A 15,392-nucleotide genomic window follows, 5' to 3' on the forward strand; every position below is an offset into this window, starting at 1 on the left:
ATGAAAAGGGCAATACAATTTGGTGCAGGAAATATAGGAAGGGGATTTATTGGATATCTTTTAAGTAAGTCTTTATATGATGTTTTATTTGTTGATGTAAATAAAGATATAATAGATAAAATAAATGAAAATAAACGGTATAGAGTTGTAATTACAGATAATGTAAAGAGTGAGGAGATAGTAGAAAATATACGGGGTATGTATTCTTATGACGAGAATCTCATAAATGAAATATCTAATTCAAATATAATAACAACCGCAGTTGGTGTATCGATTCTTCCAAGAATATCTGAGATTATATCAAAAGGTATAATAAAAAGAATTGAGGATGGAAATAGATCATATTTAAATATAATTGCTTGTGAGAATTCTGTAAACGCAACAGATGTCTTAAAAAATGAGATTTTAAAATATTTAAGTGAAGATCAAAAGATCCAAATAGAAAATTTAGTAGGCTTTCCAAACTGTTCCGTTGATAGGATTGTTCCTCCATGCGATATAGATTCTATAGATGTAAATGTTGAAGAATTCTTTGAATGGAATGTTGAGAAAGATAAAATATTAGGTGATTTAGATATAAATGGCATGAATAAAGTATGTAATTTACATTCGTATATAGAGAGAAAATTATTTACGTTAAATACAGCTCATTCAATGACTGCTTATCTTGGATTTAATAAGGGATATGAAACGATTTTTGAGAGTATAAATGATCCATATATTTATAAAAATGTTTGTGATGCTATGGTTGAGAGTGGAGAAGGTCTTATATCAAAATACTCTTTTGATAGAGAAGAGCATATGAAATATATAAATAAAATAATTAATAGGTTTAAGAATCCATATTTAGTTGATTCTGTCTTGAGGGTTGGTAGAGAGCCTATGAGAAAATTATCAAGAAATGATAGATTTATAAAACCTATATTAACATCAAGTAGTTATGGAAAAGATATAAATGCACTATGTTTGGGAGTTGCATATGCTCTTAAATTTATAACAGATAAAGATGAGAATAGTCTAAAGATGAAATCTATAATAGATGAAAAAGGTATAAGGGATGCTATAGTTTATATTTGTAAAATTGATGATGAGGCTATAGTAGATAAAATTGTAAAACATTATGACAATATATAATTATTAGTAAATAGGAGTTATTTAATAACTCCTATTTTATTTTGCCTTTAATTAGATATTTATAGTATTATTATTCTGTTATTGTAATTTTTGGTGAGGGGCATATGAAAAAGGGGATCTTAATAGCATCATTTATTATTATAATTTTGGGTTTCATATTCATCTTTAAATATTTTAATAGAGGGGAATTAGGGCAGGTTATATCAAAGAGAATAATAGTTATCGATGCAGGACATGGTGGTGTTGATACTGGATCTATAGGATATAGTAATACACTTGAGAAGGATGTAACGCTTAATATTTCATTAAAGCTTGGTCAAAAGCTTGAGGAAAATGGATTTGATATTTATTACACTAGAGAGGAGGATGTTTCTTTGGGAGATAGCGAGTTTTATGATTTAAATAGTAGGATTAAAATTATAAATAATTTGAAGCCAGATGTATTTTTATCCATACATTTAAATGGGAGTGAGTACGAAAGTGCTAGGGGAGTTGAAACCTATACCAGATCATTAGATAATAAAAGTTATCTTCTTGGTGAGTGTATACAGGATGAACTATCTTCTATAGAGTATACAACAGATAGAGGAGTTAAAACAACTAAGGATAGAAGGCTTGCTATTTTAAATAGAACAAAATATGTGGGAGTATTACTTGAACTTGGATTTATAACTAATGAAAGTGATGAGGAATATTTAATTTCAGTAAGTGGACAAGAAATTATAGTTGGTTGTATAGTATCCGGAGTTTTGGATTATTTCAATAAAATTCAATAGTGAGGTCATATTATGAAAAGGATGGATCTTTTAAATGACGATTTAAAAAAAATATTTATTAGATATTTGATACCAGGAATTCTCTCCTCTTTGGCAATCTCTCTTTATATATTTGTTGATACTATGTTTGTAGGAATAGGGGTTGGTAGAGATGGTCTTACTGCTCTTAATGTTACAGTACCTCTTTTTACTTTATTTACATCGATCAATTTATGTGTAGGAATAGGTGGATCAAATATACTTTCTTTGAATAAGGCAAGTGGTGGAAAAGACAGTAACAAAATATTTACTATTGCATTCCTATTTACAATTATGATAGGAATTATCATATCTGTTTTAGGTGTTGTATTTACTGATCAAATAGGTAAAGTTTTGGGAGCTACATCTGATATTAGTTATTTATTTAGGGATTATTTTAGAATACTTGTAGGATTTACTTGGGCATTTTTAATATCGGGAGTACTTGGATGTTTTATAAGAAATGATGGTGCACCAAAGCTTGTTATGACTGCAACAGTAGTTGCAAATATTACGAATGTAGTTTTAGATTATATATTTATTTTTGAGTGGAATTTGGGTATTAAAGGAGCTGTTATAGCGACTGTAATTTCCCCCATTGTGAATATATTGATATTGAGTACTTATTTTTTTAAAAAGAATAGTAATATAAAATTGTGTAAGGTTAGATTTGATTTTAGGTTATTATCTAGAATTTTAAATAATGGATTTGGAACATTTCTTTTAGAGATGAGCAGAGGAATTAGTATATTTATATTTAATAATATACTTGTAAGATTGGGGGGTAATATATATGTTGCATCTTATGGGATAATATTAAATGTATCATATGTTATAATTTGTATATTTTCAGGTATAGCGCAAAGTATACAACCTATAGTGAGTATGAATTATGGACATAATTCAATTAAGAGAACTAAAACAGTATTTAGATATGGCTTTATAACATCTATTTTTATAGGAGTATCGTCTTTTTTAATTGCACTTATGTTTTCGGAAAATATCTCATCTTTATTTATAAATAATGATTTTGAACTTCTATCTATAACAATTTATGGGATGAAGATTTATTTTATAGGATGCATCTTTATGGCATTTAATATTGTAACTATTTATTTTTTCCAGTCTATAAATCAATCGCAAAAATCTATATTAATTTCATTATGCTCAGGAATACTTTTCATAATACTAGGGTTTTTAATTTTGATTCCTATATTAAAAATAAATGGAGTTTGGTTTGTATATCCATTTTCAGAATTTTTAGGATGTATTGTATGTTTGTTAATTATAAAAAGAACAAATATTGAAAACAAAAAGGAGCTTATATTATAAATATGAGCTCCTTTTACATGAACTAAATGTTTAAACAATTTAAATATTGTTAACTAATTATGTAAAATTATTGTATAAAGTATTAAATTAAAGGAATAAATTAGTATTATGAATATATATTCATTTACAAACATACATCTTATATTATATTATTAATATGATAAGTTACAAAATTTAGGAAAATGAAAGAGGAATAATAGCTTTATGATTATCGCAAATATTAAAGAAGTAGCAGAAATTTTAAGGGTCTTATCTAATGAAAATAGACTCAATATAGTTTGTTATCTTCTAGAAAGACCAATGACAGTAAGTGAACTTCATAGTAAACTAAATCATGTAACCCAATCGGCATTATCTCAGCATTTATCAACTTTAAAGGCGCATAAAATATTAGTTTCTAATAAATCAGGACTTGCGATTACATACTCGATAAATGACCAAAATTTAGGAAAATTAATACAGGTATTAAAGGAAAATTATGGATATTAAAATTCGCTATTGTTAAGTTATAGCTTACAAATAGAGGTAAGATATTTATGATATATAGGAGTTTTAGAAGTTTATTTATAGTTGATGATTAATTAAGCATGTAGGATTATTTTTAAGAATACGCATGCTTTATTTTTTTATAATAATTTAGGTATACTTGATATGAATGAATAGATATATGGTGTATTCATATGAAGTTTGCGTAATAAATAAAGGAGACCTTTATGGTCTCCTGTTTTTTAGTCATTCCAAAAATTTGATCCACAACATTGGTTGTTTGAACAAGTTCCACTTTGAGGTTGAGTGTTACAAACATTTTGTATATATCCAAAGTTTTGAGTTGGATAACCATCTTGAAGTTCTTGAACGTTAGAGTATCCAGTGTTGCAGCATCCATCAGTGTTTGTAGTATTACAAGTACTGCAGTTATTATATACTCTGTTTTGGTTAAATGATGAAGTTTCACTACCTAAATACTCAACAGTGTATTCGCAACAGTTGTTTTGATTAGTATAGGCACAAGAATCCTCAGGATTGTTACAGCAGCATGAATTTCTCGTTTGAGAACATCCCCCTGAAACATAAGGTGTAGAGGATATTGGCATTACTGGTTGAGTAGTTTGACATGGCATGCTTGCGACTATTTTATATTTTTTACAACCAGAATTTCTATTTAGGAATAGATTGAATTCATACATTCCTCTGCAGTTTGAAGTTGTATAAGCTATGAGTTTATATTGACATCTGCAATTGCTTTTTTCAAATAATTGAAGATTTGCATAAGGTATAGATAATCCAGTACAGCTGTTTACAACCTCTCCTGTTATATATAATTTTTTAAATGGATTGATTGGAATGTTAACTCTAACAGTACAACTATTTTGGCTACTTCCTGGTTCTACATTTATATTAACAGAGTTTGAAATTGTATTTTGAGCAGTATTGCAACAATAAGACATTTTTAGTCCTCCTAAAGTGTATATATAATATTTTTATCAAACTTCCTTATGGAAGTTTTAAATGTTCTTATAGGGTATATTATTCATTTTAAGTAATTTGTGTTAACGGAAAATAAGAAAATATTAAAATTATTTTTTTAAACATTATTATATTGTTATATATAGAGGTCTTTGTTAATAAAAGAGGATGTGCATTTTGCACTTCCTCTTTAGTTTATAAAAGAATTATATGAAGAGTCTGAACTCATCTTAAAATCTCCTCTTGGAGAGAGTGATATTTCAGTTATTTTTGGACCATCAGGCATGGCTGATCTCTTAAATTGATTTTGAAAAAATCTTTTTATAAAAATATTTAATGAATTTTTTATGATATCGTTAGGATAGATGTCTTTAAATGCATTTAGAGCTAAAAATTCTATTTTATTAAATGAGGCATTGTGTTTCATAAAGTGGTATATGAAAAAGTCATGTAATTCATATGGACCTACGATGTTCTCAGTTTCTTGTAAAATTTTATCATTGCTATCTGTAGGAAGAAGTTCTGGTGATATCGGAGTGTTTATGATATCTATGAGTATTTTTTTTATATTGTCAGATATTGGATAATTTTCATAATAATGTTTTAATAAATGTTTTATTAATGTTTTTGGAATAGATGAATTTATGTTGTACATACTCATGTGATCTCCATTATAGGTCGAAAATCCCAAAGCTATTTCAGATAGATCTCCTGTACCTAAAAGTATTGCACCTTCTTTATTTGATAAATCCATGAGAATTTGTGTTCTTTCTCTTGCCTGTGAATTTTCGTAAGTTATATCAAAAATATTTTCATTATGATTAATATCTTTAAAGTGTTGTTTAACTGATTTTGTTATATCTATAGATTTTAATGTAACATTTAATTCTTTGCATAGATTTATTGCGTTATTTTTAGTTTTATTTGATGTTCCAAATCCTGGCATTGTCACAGCTATTATATTTTTGATATCTATGTTCATGAGATTAAATGCGTTATATGATGATATAAGTGCAAGGGTTGAGTCTAACCCCCCACTTATTCCAAGTATAATTTTATAACTATTTATGTGAGACAATCTCTTTTCAAGTGAGCATTTTTGCATAATAAATATCTCTTCAAATAATTCTTTATTCTTTTCATGATTCTCATATATAAACGGGTTTAATTTTATTTTTTTATCAAATTCTCCATATGAAATATCGTCAAATGGGATATTAATTATTTTAATATCTCGCTTGTAATATTTAAATGAATCTCTAAATGTTATGTTATTAATTCTACTAGTGTTTAGGTATTCTATATCTATTAATCCTGAGCATACAGTGTTCTCAAATAAAAATCTATTACTTTCTTTAATTAGCTCACCATTTTCATATATGGCGTTATAAGATGAAAATACAATATCTGTTGTTGATTCAGATGGGCTTGAATTTGCATATATGTATGCTGCATTTATTTTGTAACTATGATATTTAATCAGGTTTTTTCTATATTCATGTTTGAAGCTTGTTTCATTTGATGCAGATAGATTACATATTATGTTTGCTCCATTTATTGCAAGATATGAGCTATTTGGTATTGGAGCCCATAGATCCTCGCAAATTTCAATTCCTATTTTAATATCTTTATAACAAAATAAAATATCGGTTCCGAAGTATGTTTTATCGCCCATGAATGAAACTTCTATGCATTTTATAAAGCCTTCTGAAAAATATCTTTTTTCATAAAATTCTTGATAGTTTGGGAGATATGTTTTTGGGATAATACCGAGAATTCTTCCTTTGTGTACCACAAATGCTGAGTTGAAGAGCAAGTTATTGTATTCAAAAATGCTTCCAATAATAATTAAAATATCCTTATTATTTGAAAAATCTAAGATTTCTTTGATACCTTCATAGCTTTTTTCGAGAGTAGTTCTTTTTAGGAACATATCAAAACAAGAGTAGGATGTTATTGAGAGCTCTGGGAATACAATGAGTTTTGATTTATCATTTAATGCTTTATTTATGCATTTTTTAATATTTGACACATTGTGAGAAATATCGCATACCTTTGTATTTATACTCGATGCACTAACTCTTAAAAAATTCATTTAATTCACTCCTTGAAATTAAAATATATAGTTTTTATACTAAATTGTATAGGGATAAATTTTGTATAGGTCAGGGGTATTTTTGTGGATTTGTTGAAGGAATTTGATATTTTAAAGGTTAAAGAGAAGTTCAGGGAAATTATATTAAGAGAAAGTCAGCATGAATATTTTAAAAGATTGATGAGTGATTTAAAAGATGAATATGAAAATAATACTATTTTCCCTAAAAAGAGTGACGTGTTTAATGCATTTAAATATAGGGATTTTCATGAGATAAAGTGCGTAATAATTGGGCAAGATCCTTATTATAAGAAAAATGAAGCACATGGATTATCTTTCTCTATTTGTGATAAAGATATAAAAATACCGAGTTCGCTTAGAAATATTTTTAAGGAGCTTGAATATGATTTGGGAATAAGTATACCACGTCATGGGGATTTAAGTTCGTGGTGTGAAAATGGTGTACTACTTTTAAATTCTGTATTAACTGTACGAGAAGGATTCCCAAATTCTCATAAAGATATAGGGTGGAGTATATTTACAGATAGTATTATAAAAAATTTATGTAAAAATAGGAGTAATTTAGTTTTTATTTTATGGGGTAATTTTGCTAGGAAAAAAGAAAAATTAATAGATAAAAATAGACATTTAATAATAAAATCATCCCATCCTAGTGGACTTTCAGCTCATAAGGGTTTTTTTACATCAAAACCATTTTCAAAGACTAACGATTATTTAAAAGATCACTTAGTAGGTGAAATTGATTGGAAGATAAATTGAAATTTAAATTATAGAAAATACTTTTGATGAAATAATATAAAAAATATTATTGGGAGATATGATTTTAAGTGGAAAATTTATATTTAGAAGTTAATTTATATAATATAGATAAAAATATTGGTATAATTAGGAATATTTTGGGGAATAAAAAATTTATAGCAGTTGTTAAGGGGGATGCATATGGGCTTGGGATCCATAAAATATGCGATTTTATTAAGGAAAAGGTAGATTTATTTGGTGTTTCAGATATTGATGAAGCTATAACGCTTTATAATATAGGGATTGAAAATGAAATTTTAATACTAACTCCAATTATTATGAAGGAATATTTTAAAAATCCGCTAATAGAAAAGTTTACTGTAACTATAGATAATAGGGAAATTTTAGATTTTATACCTAAGGAATTAAATATAAATGCACATATATATGTATGCACTGGGATGAATAGAAAAGGAATAAAGATTGAAGAATTAAATGAATTTATAAGATATGTAGAAAATAATTATAATAATATAAATATAACTGGTATATATACCCATTTACATAATGCAAAAGATGAAAAATATACATTAAATCAGATAGATATGTTTAAAAATGCTGTTTTAAAATATAAGGGGAAGTATTTAATACATGTTTTAAATTCAAAGGGATTTATAAATAAAAATATCAGGGAGAGGGCAGATTTTTGCGATGGAATAAGAATTGGAAATTTAATATATGGATATGATGGATCGAGTTTAGGAATATCTAAGAGTTTTAACTATTATTCAAAAGTTATATCTTCTTATATGGTTAAAAAGGGCGAATATGTAGGATATGGGAATAAGGTTAAGTTAAAAGATGATACAAATGTGTGCATACTTGGTATTGGAAATATACACCATATAGGATTTTATAGAGAATTTAAGAGGAATTTTATATATGATTTATTAAAATTTGTATATAGATATTTTGTTAAACCATGTGAGATATATAAAGGGAATACAAGAGTTAAAATACTTGGAAGTAGTAATATGAATTTAACGCTTGTTGATGGAGAAGGGCTTGAGATAGGTGATTATTTAAAAGTTTGCATATCTCCTATACTCGGAGATAGCTCTATACATAAAAAATATATAATTAAGGAGTGATTTTTTTGTCTACATATTTGTTTAATAATAAGAGGGACCGAGAAACTAATAAATTGATGGGAGTAGTTATATTTTTAATTTTATCCTTAGTATTTACTATAGTTATTTCTTTATCTATTTTTTTAGTTTATTTTGATGATTATATGAGTATACAAAAACAATATTCTATACTTGAAGAAAGACTACAAAGAATAAATGTTGAGAATTATGAGAGAAATAGTTATTATAATCGTTTAAATGATGAGCTTAATCAAGCTAAGAATGAAGTGAATAAACTAACATTAGAGAAGGATATATCTGATAAAAATATTAAGTTGGTTGAATATTTTATAAATGCTGTTAATTCTGGAAATTCTAAAGATATTAATAGATTTTTAGACGTTAGTAAGAGTAATCTTTTTACTATACCGAAGAATTATACATTTCCAACTGGAATGGAACCTGGGAGATTTGTATTGAATGATGATTTAGAAAGTGGAAGTGTTACATATTTTTATACACAGACGGGTCAACGAACTGATAAATACGTGTTTAATATGATTTTAAAAAATGATATTTGGTATGTAGAAAATTTTGAGTTAATTGAGTATACATTTGAAAAGGAGTTTTTAGAGTATTAAAAAAGCGCCATTAAGATTTTTATAATGGCGCTTTTTTGTTATAATTTTTTGAAGGAGGTAGAGTTATGAGAAAAATTTTTAAATATGAAGCATTAGGAAATGATTATATAGTTATTGATCCAAGAAATTTTGATATCCTTATGAGTGAAAAAAATATAATTAAAATTTGTAATAGAAATTTTGGATGTGGATCTGATGGTATATTGTATGGACCAATTTTTAAGGGTAATGATATATTTTTAAAAATATTTAATCCTGATGGAAGTGAAGCTGAGAAAAGTGGAAATGGAATAAGAATATTTTCAAAATATTTGAAGGATGAGGGATATGTGAAAGATAGTAGTTTTAGGCTTCAAACAAAGGGAGGAGAAGTTTTAGTTAGATATTTAAATGATGATGGAACTTTAATAAAGGTATCTATGGGTAAGGTATCATTTAATTCCAAAGATATTGGAATTACAGGGAATGAGAGGGAAGTTATAAATGAGAATATAGAGGTGTTAGATAAGAAGTTTAAGGTAACTTCTTTAACTATTGGAAATCCACATACAGTTTGCATATTTGACAAATTAGATGATGAGAGTATACATAAATACGGTCCATATATTGAGAATCATGAAATGTTTATAAATAGAACTAATGTTCAATTTGTTGAGGTATTGGATAGAAATACTATCAAAATAAAGATATATGAAAGAGGTGCTGGGTATACATTAGCTTCTGGATCAAGTAGTTGTGGGGCCGTTAGTGCTTGTTATAAATTATCTTTAGTGGATTCTGATGTTTTAGTTAAATGTGATGGTGGAGATATTAGAGTTGAAATTGATGACAATGGGGAAGTGTCTATGACAGGGAAGGTTTCTAAAGTTTATGATGGTATTCTTAGGATGGATTTATGATGGAGTTTGACTTTTTTGGGAAAACTGTTTTAGTTACAGGATATTTTAGTGACATAGGTTATGGTATATGTGATATGTATTTTAAAAATAATGCAAGAGTAATATCAACATACAATAGAACTTATATGATAGATAGGATAAATAGTAGTGTAGAATTATTCCATCTAGATTTAGAAGATTTAAATAGTGTATATGAATTTATAAATAATCTTAAAGATAAGGGTATAAATAAAATAGATATTCTCGTTAATAATATAGGGGTATGTGATATAAATCCGCTTATATTTCAAGATGATTATAAGATTATATCTTTAATAAATATAAATTTAACTAATACGATAATTTTGACAAAGTATATTTTAAAGGATTTTATGGGTGAAAATGGTAAGATAATAAATATATCTTCAATTTGGGGAAGAGTTGGTGCTTCTTGTGAAATTCCATATTCAGTATCAAAGGGAGGTATTAATTTATTTACAAAGTCATTATCACAGGAAATGAACTCAAGAAATATAAAGGTTATAGGGATATCTCCTGGTTTTATAAAAACAAAAATGAATAAACATATAAAAGATGATGATATTAAGGAGATTATAGGGGAAATTCCACTTGGATTATTTGGCGAAGTTTATCATGTAGTTGATAGTATTAAATTTTTCTCAAGTGACTATTCGAATTTAAGTGGGGAAATTATTAATATAGACGGTGGATGGATGTTATAAGGATTATAAAATTATTTTATTTTATATATCTAAATGTTAAAATTATTTTAATAATTTTATAGGAGGATTTATAATTAATGAGTGCGTTCACGTTAAAATCGATAGCATTTGTTTTAATGATTTTAGATCATATTTTTTACTACATAGTTGATGTGCCAATATTTTTTACATATTTAGGACGTATTGTTGCACCTACATATTTTTATCTTTTGGTTGAGAGTTTTTTTCATACGAGGAATAGAAAGAAATTTACTATAAGATTGTTTGTTGCTGCATTTATAGTAATGATAATTTTAAATATTATTTTTAAGCAACCTATGAATATATTTTTGTCTATGGCTTTAGGGATTTTGATGTTAGATATAATCGAGTTCATTAAAAATAATAGAGGAAGCATGTGGAAAACATTATTCTCATGTATTGCTATAATTTTTATAATTATACTATCCTTGTTTACAGAGGGATCATACTTGGGAATTGGAATGGTTTTGATTTTTTATTTTTTAAGAGATAAGAAGTTTTGGATGATATTGTCTTACATTATATTATCATTAATTGAAATGCCATTTTTGTTAGCTGTACCTAATTTTATTAAGTATATTTTCATGGTAAATTATCAATGGATGATGGTATTTGCAGTTATACCTATTATGTTATATAACGGTAAGGTTGGATTAAGAAATAAGTTTTTTAATTATTTTTTTTATATAGCATATCCTATTCATATAATAATCATCTTAATAATTGGGAATACAATTAATCCTAATTGGTATTATTTTTAATTTAAATGTGAGATCTTATGTGATACAATTTATGTAACAATTAAGAGACAAATATATTAAGGAAAGGTTTGTTCAATTATGAAGCAAAGATATATCATTAATATGCAAGATATAGATAATCTAGATAATTTACAAATAGAGGTAGCTCCATTTACTATTTTTACAGGTGATAATAATAGCGGGAAGAGTACTGTTATGAATGTAGTGTATGGTATTTTTACATTATCTAAAGAAATAATAAAAAATGGAGATAAGGATTCTAAAGAATATTCTATATGTATGGAGTATATAAAGAATTTAAAAGAAACTAGAGAAGGATATATAGATAGTGAAGTTGGAAATATTTTTTGTAACTTTTTTAATATGTCTTTGCTTAAAAATAAGGAGGATTTTTTTAATAAGATATTCAATGTAAGTATTGAGAACAATTATAAGAGGTTTGAGAATTCCAATATTTTTATATCTAATTATAGAATTTTTCCAAAGGTATATATATCTATAGATGATTTTTGCGATGAGATTTTAATCGAAGGGGATTATGTAAAAATACCATCCAATTTATTTGAGGATGAGGATTATGTTTTGGAACTCATATGCAATAAAATAATTGAGGATGGGTTCATGGACACAAATATTTCTAATTCTATTTTTATACCTTCAGGAAGAAGTACTTTTTTATGTTATCATGATATTTTTAGAACTATAAAGTATCAAAATTTAAGTACATCTGATTTTATAGATCGGGTTGAGAACCTTGAATGTATAGAGGATGGGGTATATTCTAGTATATATAATTTTATAGAGAGAGATATAGTTAAAGGTGTTTTTACGAATGATTCTTATAAGTGCAGTTTAAATGGGATAGAGATACCAATTAGCATGGCTTCAGATTCTATTAGAGAAATTGCATCTCTTGTGTTATTTTTGAAGTCTAAGGAAAGAATTACTTCATTTTTTATAGAAGAAGTTGAGAGTCATCTTGATTTGAAATTGCAAAGAAGTATTGTAAGTGCACTTGTTAGAATTATAAATTCAGGTACAGGTATTTTCATGTCTACAAATAGTAGTATTATATTAGATCAAATATGTAACTTTATATTGCTCAATAATTTAAATAGGCATAAAATTGAGGGATTTGGATACATAATAAATGATGTTTTGAACTCAAATGATGTAAGGATATATGAATTTAATCATAGTGATAATGATAGAGTATTTGTTAATAAACTTAATGTAGATTATAATGGGTTTAAAATTAATATGAGAGAAGAAATACTTGAGGATATATCAAAAGAGAATCTACAACTCAAATTTGAAATGTTTGATAATAATGGAAGATAGGGCTATCTATTAATAGATAGCCCTATCTTTTAATTTTTTTAATTAAATATTAAATAATAGAAAAAATAATTAATATATGGTAAAATTTATTAACAATGATAATAGAATTGTGGAGATAAATTACTATGGGAAAGTATAATTTGAAATTATTTAATAGTGATATAAAGAGTTGTAGAGTTTCAAATAGTGACATTAAGAGTGAAGATATTACGGTATTACATCCTTTTATTCAGATCAAACAAAATAATATTTGTATTTCATATAAAGAATATGATTTGAAAATGTGTGGCTTTTTATATATAGATAAGATTGAAATATATAAAGGTTCTTATTTTATTTGTGGTAGGGACAATATTTCAAATTATTATACTGAATTTCCATATTTTTCGTCAGACGGTATATATGAAATAAGAACTATGTTTTCGAATCATGATAATACAGTTAGTAGATGTGTTATTAGTTCTTTTGAGTTTTTTGGATTTAAGAGAGAGATTGAATGTGATAATCTTAATTTAAATTTAATTCATCAAGGTAAAAATTTAAATATAAGTTTACCTAAAAGAATTGGTCACATTGATTTATCAAATATAGTTTTGCCAGATGTACATATTTTTGATTCGAATGATCTAGAGATTAAAAATTTTGTTTCTAAATTACAGGTAAAAAATAATGAGATTGAGATTTTAATTTTGGATGTATTTAATGTCAATAATGTAAACAGGCTTGTACCAAATGAGGTTTATACTTTTAAAATAAGTACTATTGGGGGAGAAATATATTCCTCCTTTTCTTTTGAATATGAAAATTTAAATGTAGAATTATTTAATTTTGTAGAAGATATTTATTTTGAGGTGTTATCAAAGGAAAAATTTGGATTATTAGCTCTTAAGGTATTTATTAAACTAAGTAATTTAATCGATATAGATAATTATGAATATATGATATGTAATGTGTGGGGTAAGTTTCTGTATTTTAAGTCGTCAGATGGGGAAAGAAATGATACTTTAGTATTTGAATGCTTGATTAAAGAGGAGAAGGGATACTTTGAATTAAATATATTTAATGGAAGTAAGTTAAATAAAATAATTTTTAATTATGATTTTTCTAGTGAGGAAAATTATTTCATAAGTGAGAGAAGATGTGGACATGTCGAGTATATAGAGAAGGATAAGAATAAGTATGATTTTTTATTTAAAAGTGAATGTGATTATTTAGATGGAGCACCTAAGTTTTTTAAGTTTCAAAATATTGGGGAAGAGCCAACAAATAATTATATAGAAGGAGTTAAATTAAATGATTGCGAATTTTTATTTAAAGAGATTAATTTTTTAAATAAGTTTAGCGAGGTTTACGTTTTAGATTTTGGAGGATCTATAGCTCAGTTATTTGTTATATCTAATTCTATAGGTATTAAATTTATGAGATTCGATTGTGTGTGTAGGTTTGATAATACAAAGATATTTTTAGATATACTTAATGATAATTTTATTCATGGTAAAGGGCTATTTAAAAACGGGCGAGAAGAGGTATTTGATATACAACATGGGAGTGTTGAACTTAGAGTACATAATAAACTGGATAACCAATTTATATATCTTAAGTGTTACGATAAAGATAATAAAGTTTATTGTTCAACGTTAAGTTTTTACAATAATGAGAGAAAGGCCTTTATAAACAATTCAATTATTGAGAATGCTTATTTAAGTTCATCAAATGAATTGTTCATTATGAGTAAGAGTTTATTTAACGATTTTAAAAGTGATTTTGATGCTATGATCATCTCAAAAAATGGTGAGATAATAAGCTCTGTAAATATAAGTGGTGATGAGAATTTCAAGATATGTTTTAAGGATATAAATATAAGGAAAAGTGATTTATATTATTTGAGAGTAAAAGGTGGCGATAGGTTTAAGGTTTATTCTATGTTTATAAAACCTTTAATTCCTAAAGGGAGTATTTATGTAGGCGATTTAAATAATAAAGGTATGGATCTTTTTGTGACTAGCTTTTCGGAAGAGTTTACACTAAGTATGAGTTTATTTATTATTTTTTATGGAAAGAGATATATGATTATAGAAGGAAATTGTACTTTTTATTCCTGTAGTTTTAAAGAGAAGTTTCTTCACAAATTTTTAGTTAAGGGTAATGAGTATTTGTTTTGTTTCAAATTGGGTAAAGATAGATATTATGATGTACATTTTACATATTTAGGAGATGATGGGGAGGAGTATATTTACGATCTTAATCATGAAATTGATATATAATTTTAAAAAGCAAATAAGGGGACTGTTTAGCC

At 26.2% G+C, this 15,392-nt stretch carries 14 protein-coding genes; 12 read left to right on the plus strand and 2 right to left on the minus strand.

All coding sequences use genetic code 11. The features are described 5' to 3' along the window. The 4 genes from SFBMNL_RS01105 (at position 1) to SFBMNL_RS01120 (ending at position 3,749) form a co-directional block, all read left to right on the plus strand. Positions 1-1,134 (plus strand): mannitol-1-phosphate 5-dehydrogenase, encoded by a 1,134-nt coding sequence (locus SFBMNL_RS01105; protein ID WP_005807338.1) that lies wholly within the window; start codon positions 1-3, stop codon positions 1,132-1,134. Positions 1,135-1,238: 104 nt separating this feature from the next. Beyond that, positions 1,239-1,910 (plus strand): N-acetylmuramoyl-L-alanine amidase family protein, encoded by a 672-nt coding sequence (locus tag SFBMNL_RS01110; RefSeq protein WP_042294120.1) that lies wholly within the window; start codon positions 1,239-1,241, stop codon positions 1,908-1,910. A gap of 12 nt (positions 1,911-1,922) precedes the next feature. Next, positions 1,923-3,260 carry an MATE family efflux transporter gene (locus SFBMNL_RS01115; protein WP_042294121.1) on the plus strand — a complete coding sequence of 446 codons (1,338 nt, stop codon included), beginning with the start codon at positions 1,923-1,925 and terminating at the stop codon, positions 3,258-3,260. A gap of 204 nt (positions 3,261-3,464) precedes the next feature. Next, entirely contained in the window at positions 3,465-3,749 is a 285-nt protein-coding gene (locus tag SFBMNL_RS01120) for an ArsR/SmtB family transcription factor (RefSeq protein WP_005807332.1), read from the plus strand. Positions 3,750-3,988: 239 nt separating this feature from the next. Here SFBMNL_RS01120 and SFBMNL_RS01125 read toward each other — a convergent pair whose 3' ends face one another. After that, complete coding sequence (locus SFBMNL_RS01125; protein WP_042294124.1) at positions 3,989-4,708, minus strand: hypothetical protein; 720 nt, start codon at positions 4,706-4,708, stop codon at positions 3,989-3,991. A gap of 209 nt (positions 4,709-4,917) precedes the next feature. Then, positions 4,918-6,822 carry an NAD(+) synthase gene (locus tag SFBMNL_RS01130; protein ID WP_005807328.1) on the minus strand — a complete coding sequence of 635 codons (1,905 nt, stop codon included), beginning with the start codon at positions 6,820-6,822 and terminating at the stop codon, positions 4,918-4,920. Between the two features lie 84 nt (positions 6,823-6,906). Between SFBMNL_RS01130 and SFBMNL_RS01135 the strand changes: the two genes are divergently transcribed. The 8 genes from SFBMNL_RS01135 to SFBMNL_RS01170 all read left to right on the plus strand — a co-directional run bounded on the left by SFBMNL_RS01135 (position 6,907) and on the right by SFBMNL_RS01170 (position 15,360). Next, the gene (locus tag SFBMNL_RS01135; protein ID WP_042294126.1) at positions 6,907-7,602 is read left to right on the plus strand and encodes a uracil-DNA glycosylase; all 696 of its coding nucleotides are present in this window, start codon (positions 6,907-6,909) and stop codon (positions 7,600-7,602) included. A gap of 68 nt (positions 7,603-7,670) precedes the next feature. Beyond that, entirely contained in the window at positions 7,671-8,732 is a 1,062-nt protein-coding gene (locus SFBMNL_RS01140; RefSeq protein WP_005807323.1) for an alanine racemase, read from the plus strand. Between the two features lie 5 nt (positions 8,733-8,737). Continuing rightward, complete coding sequence (locus tag SFBMNL_RS01145) at positions 8,738-9,352, plus strand: hypothetical protein (protein ID WP_007440310.1); 615 nt, start codon at positions 8,738-8,740, stop codon at positions 9,350-9,352. A gap of 65 nt (positions 9,353-9,417) precedes the next feature. Continuing rightward, positions 9,418-10,251, plus strand: coding sequence for a diaminopimelate epimerase (gene dapF / locus SFBMNL_RS01150; protein ID WP_005807319.1), 834 nt, complete (start codon positions 9,418-9,420; stop codon positions 10,249-10,251). Beyond that, a complete protein-coding gene (locus SFBMNL_RS01155) occupies positions 10,248-10,973 on the plus strand; it encodes an SDR family NAD(P)-dependent oxidoreductase (protein ID WP_042294130.1) in 726 nt (241 codons plus the stop codon). The genes dapF and SFBMNL_RS01155 overlap by 4 nt, the downstream gene beginning before the upstream one ends. Positions 10,974-11,050: 77 nt before the next feature. Beyond that, the gene (locus SFBMNL_RS01160; protein WP_005807316.1) at positions 11,051-11,755 is read left to right on the plus strand and encodes a TraX family protein; all 705 of its coding nucleotides are present in this window, start codon (positions 11,051-11,053) and stop codon (positions 11,753-11,755) included. A 78-nt stretch (positions 11,756-11,833) separates the two neighbouring features. Further along, on the plus strand, positions 11,834-13,096 hold the full coding sequence (locus tag SFBMNL_RS01165) for an AAA family ATPase (RefSeq protein ID WP_042294132.1): 1,263 nt from the start codon (positions 11,834-11,836) through the stop codon (positions 13,094-13,096). A gap of 125 nt (positions 13,097-13,221) precedes the next feature. Next, the gene (locus SFBMNL_RS01170; protein ID WP_042294134.1) at positions 13,222-15,360 is read left to right on the plus strand and encodes a hypothetical protein; all 2,139 of its coding nucleotides are present in this window, start codon (positions 13,222-13,224) and stop codon (positions 15,358-15,360) included. The last annotated feature ends 32 nt before the right edge of the window (positions 15,361-15,392 follow it).

The sequence above is a fragment of the Candidatus Arthromitus sp. SFB-mouse-NL genome (assembly GCF_000709435.1).
GTDB lineage: Bacteria > Bacillota > Clostridia > Clostridiales > Clostridiaceae > Dwaynesavagella.

Bases quoted from the DNA above. Each gene is read 5' to 3' on its own strand.
- dapF (WP_005807319.1), top strand. From the start codon at position 9,418: ATGAGAAAAATTTTTAAATATGAAGCATTAGGAAATGATTATATAGTT.
- SFBMNL_RS01125 (WP_042294124.1), bottom strand. From the start codon at position 4,708: ATGTCTTATTGTTGCAATACTGCTCAAAATACAATTTCAAACTCTGTT.
- SFBMNL_RS01170 (WP_042294134.1), top strand. From the start codon at position 13,222: ATGGGAAAGTATAATTTGAAATTATTTAATAGTGATATAAAGAGTTGT.
- SFBMNL_RS01105 (WP_005807338.1), top strand. From the start codon at position 1: ATGAAAAGGGCAATACAATTTGGTGCAGGAAATATAGGAAGGGGATTT.
- SFBMNL_RS01160 (WP_005807316.1), top strand. From the start codon at position 11,051: ATGAGTGCGTTCACGTTAAAATCGATAGCATTTGTTTTAATGATTTTA.
- SFBMNL_RS01155 (WP_042294130.1), top strand. From the start codon at position 10,248: ATGATGGAGTTTGACTTTTTTGGGAAAACTGTTTTAGTTACAGGATAT.
- SFBMNL_RS01130 (WP_005807328.1), bottom strand. From the start codon at position 6,822: ATGAATTTTTTAAGAGTTAGTGCATCGAGTATAAATACAAAGGTATGC.
- SFBMNL_RS01165 (WP_042294132.1), top strand. From the start codon at position 11,834: ATGAAGCAAAGATATATCATTAATATGCAAGATATAGATAATCTAGAT.
- SFBMNL_RS01115 (WP_042294121.1), top strand. From the start codon at position 1,923: ATGAAAAGGATGGATCTTTTAAATGACGATTTAAAAAAAATATTTATT.
- SFBMNL_RS01120 (WP_005807332.1), top strand. From the start codon at position 3,465: ATGATTATCGCAAATATTAAAGAAGTAGCAGAAATTTTAAGGGTCTTA.
- SFBMNL_RS01110 (WP_042294120.1), top strand. From the start codon at position 1,239: ATGAAAAAGGGGATCTTAATAGCATCATTTATTATTATAATTTTGGGT.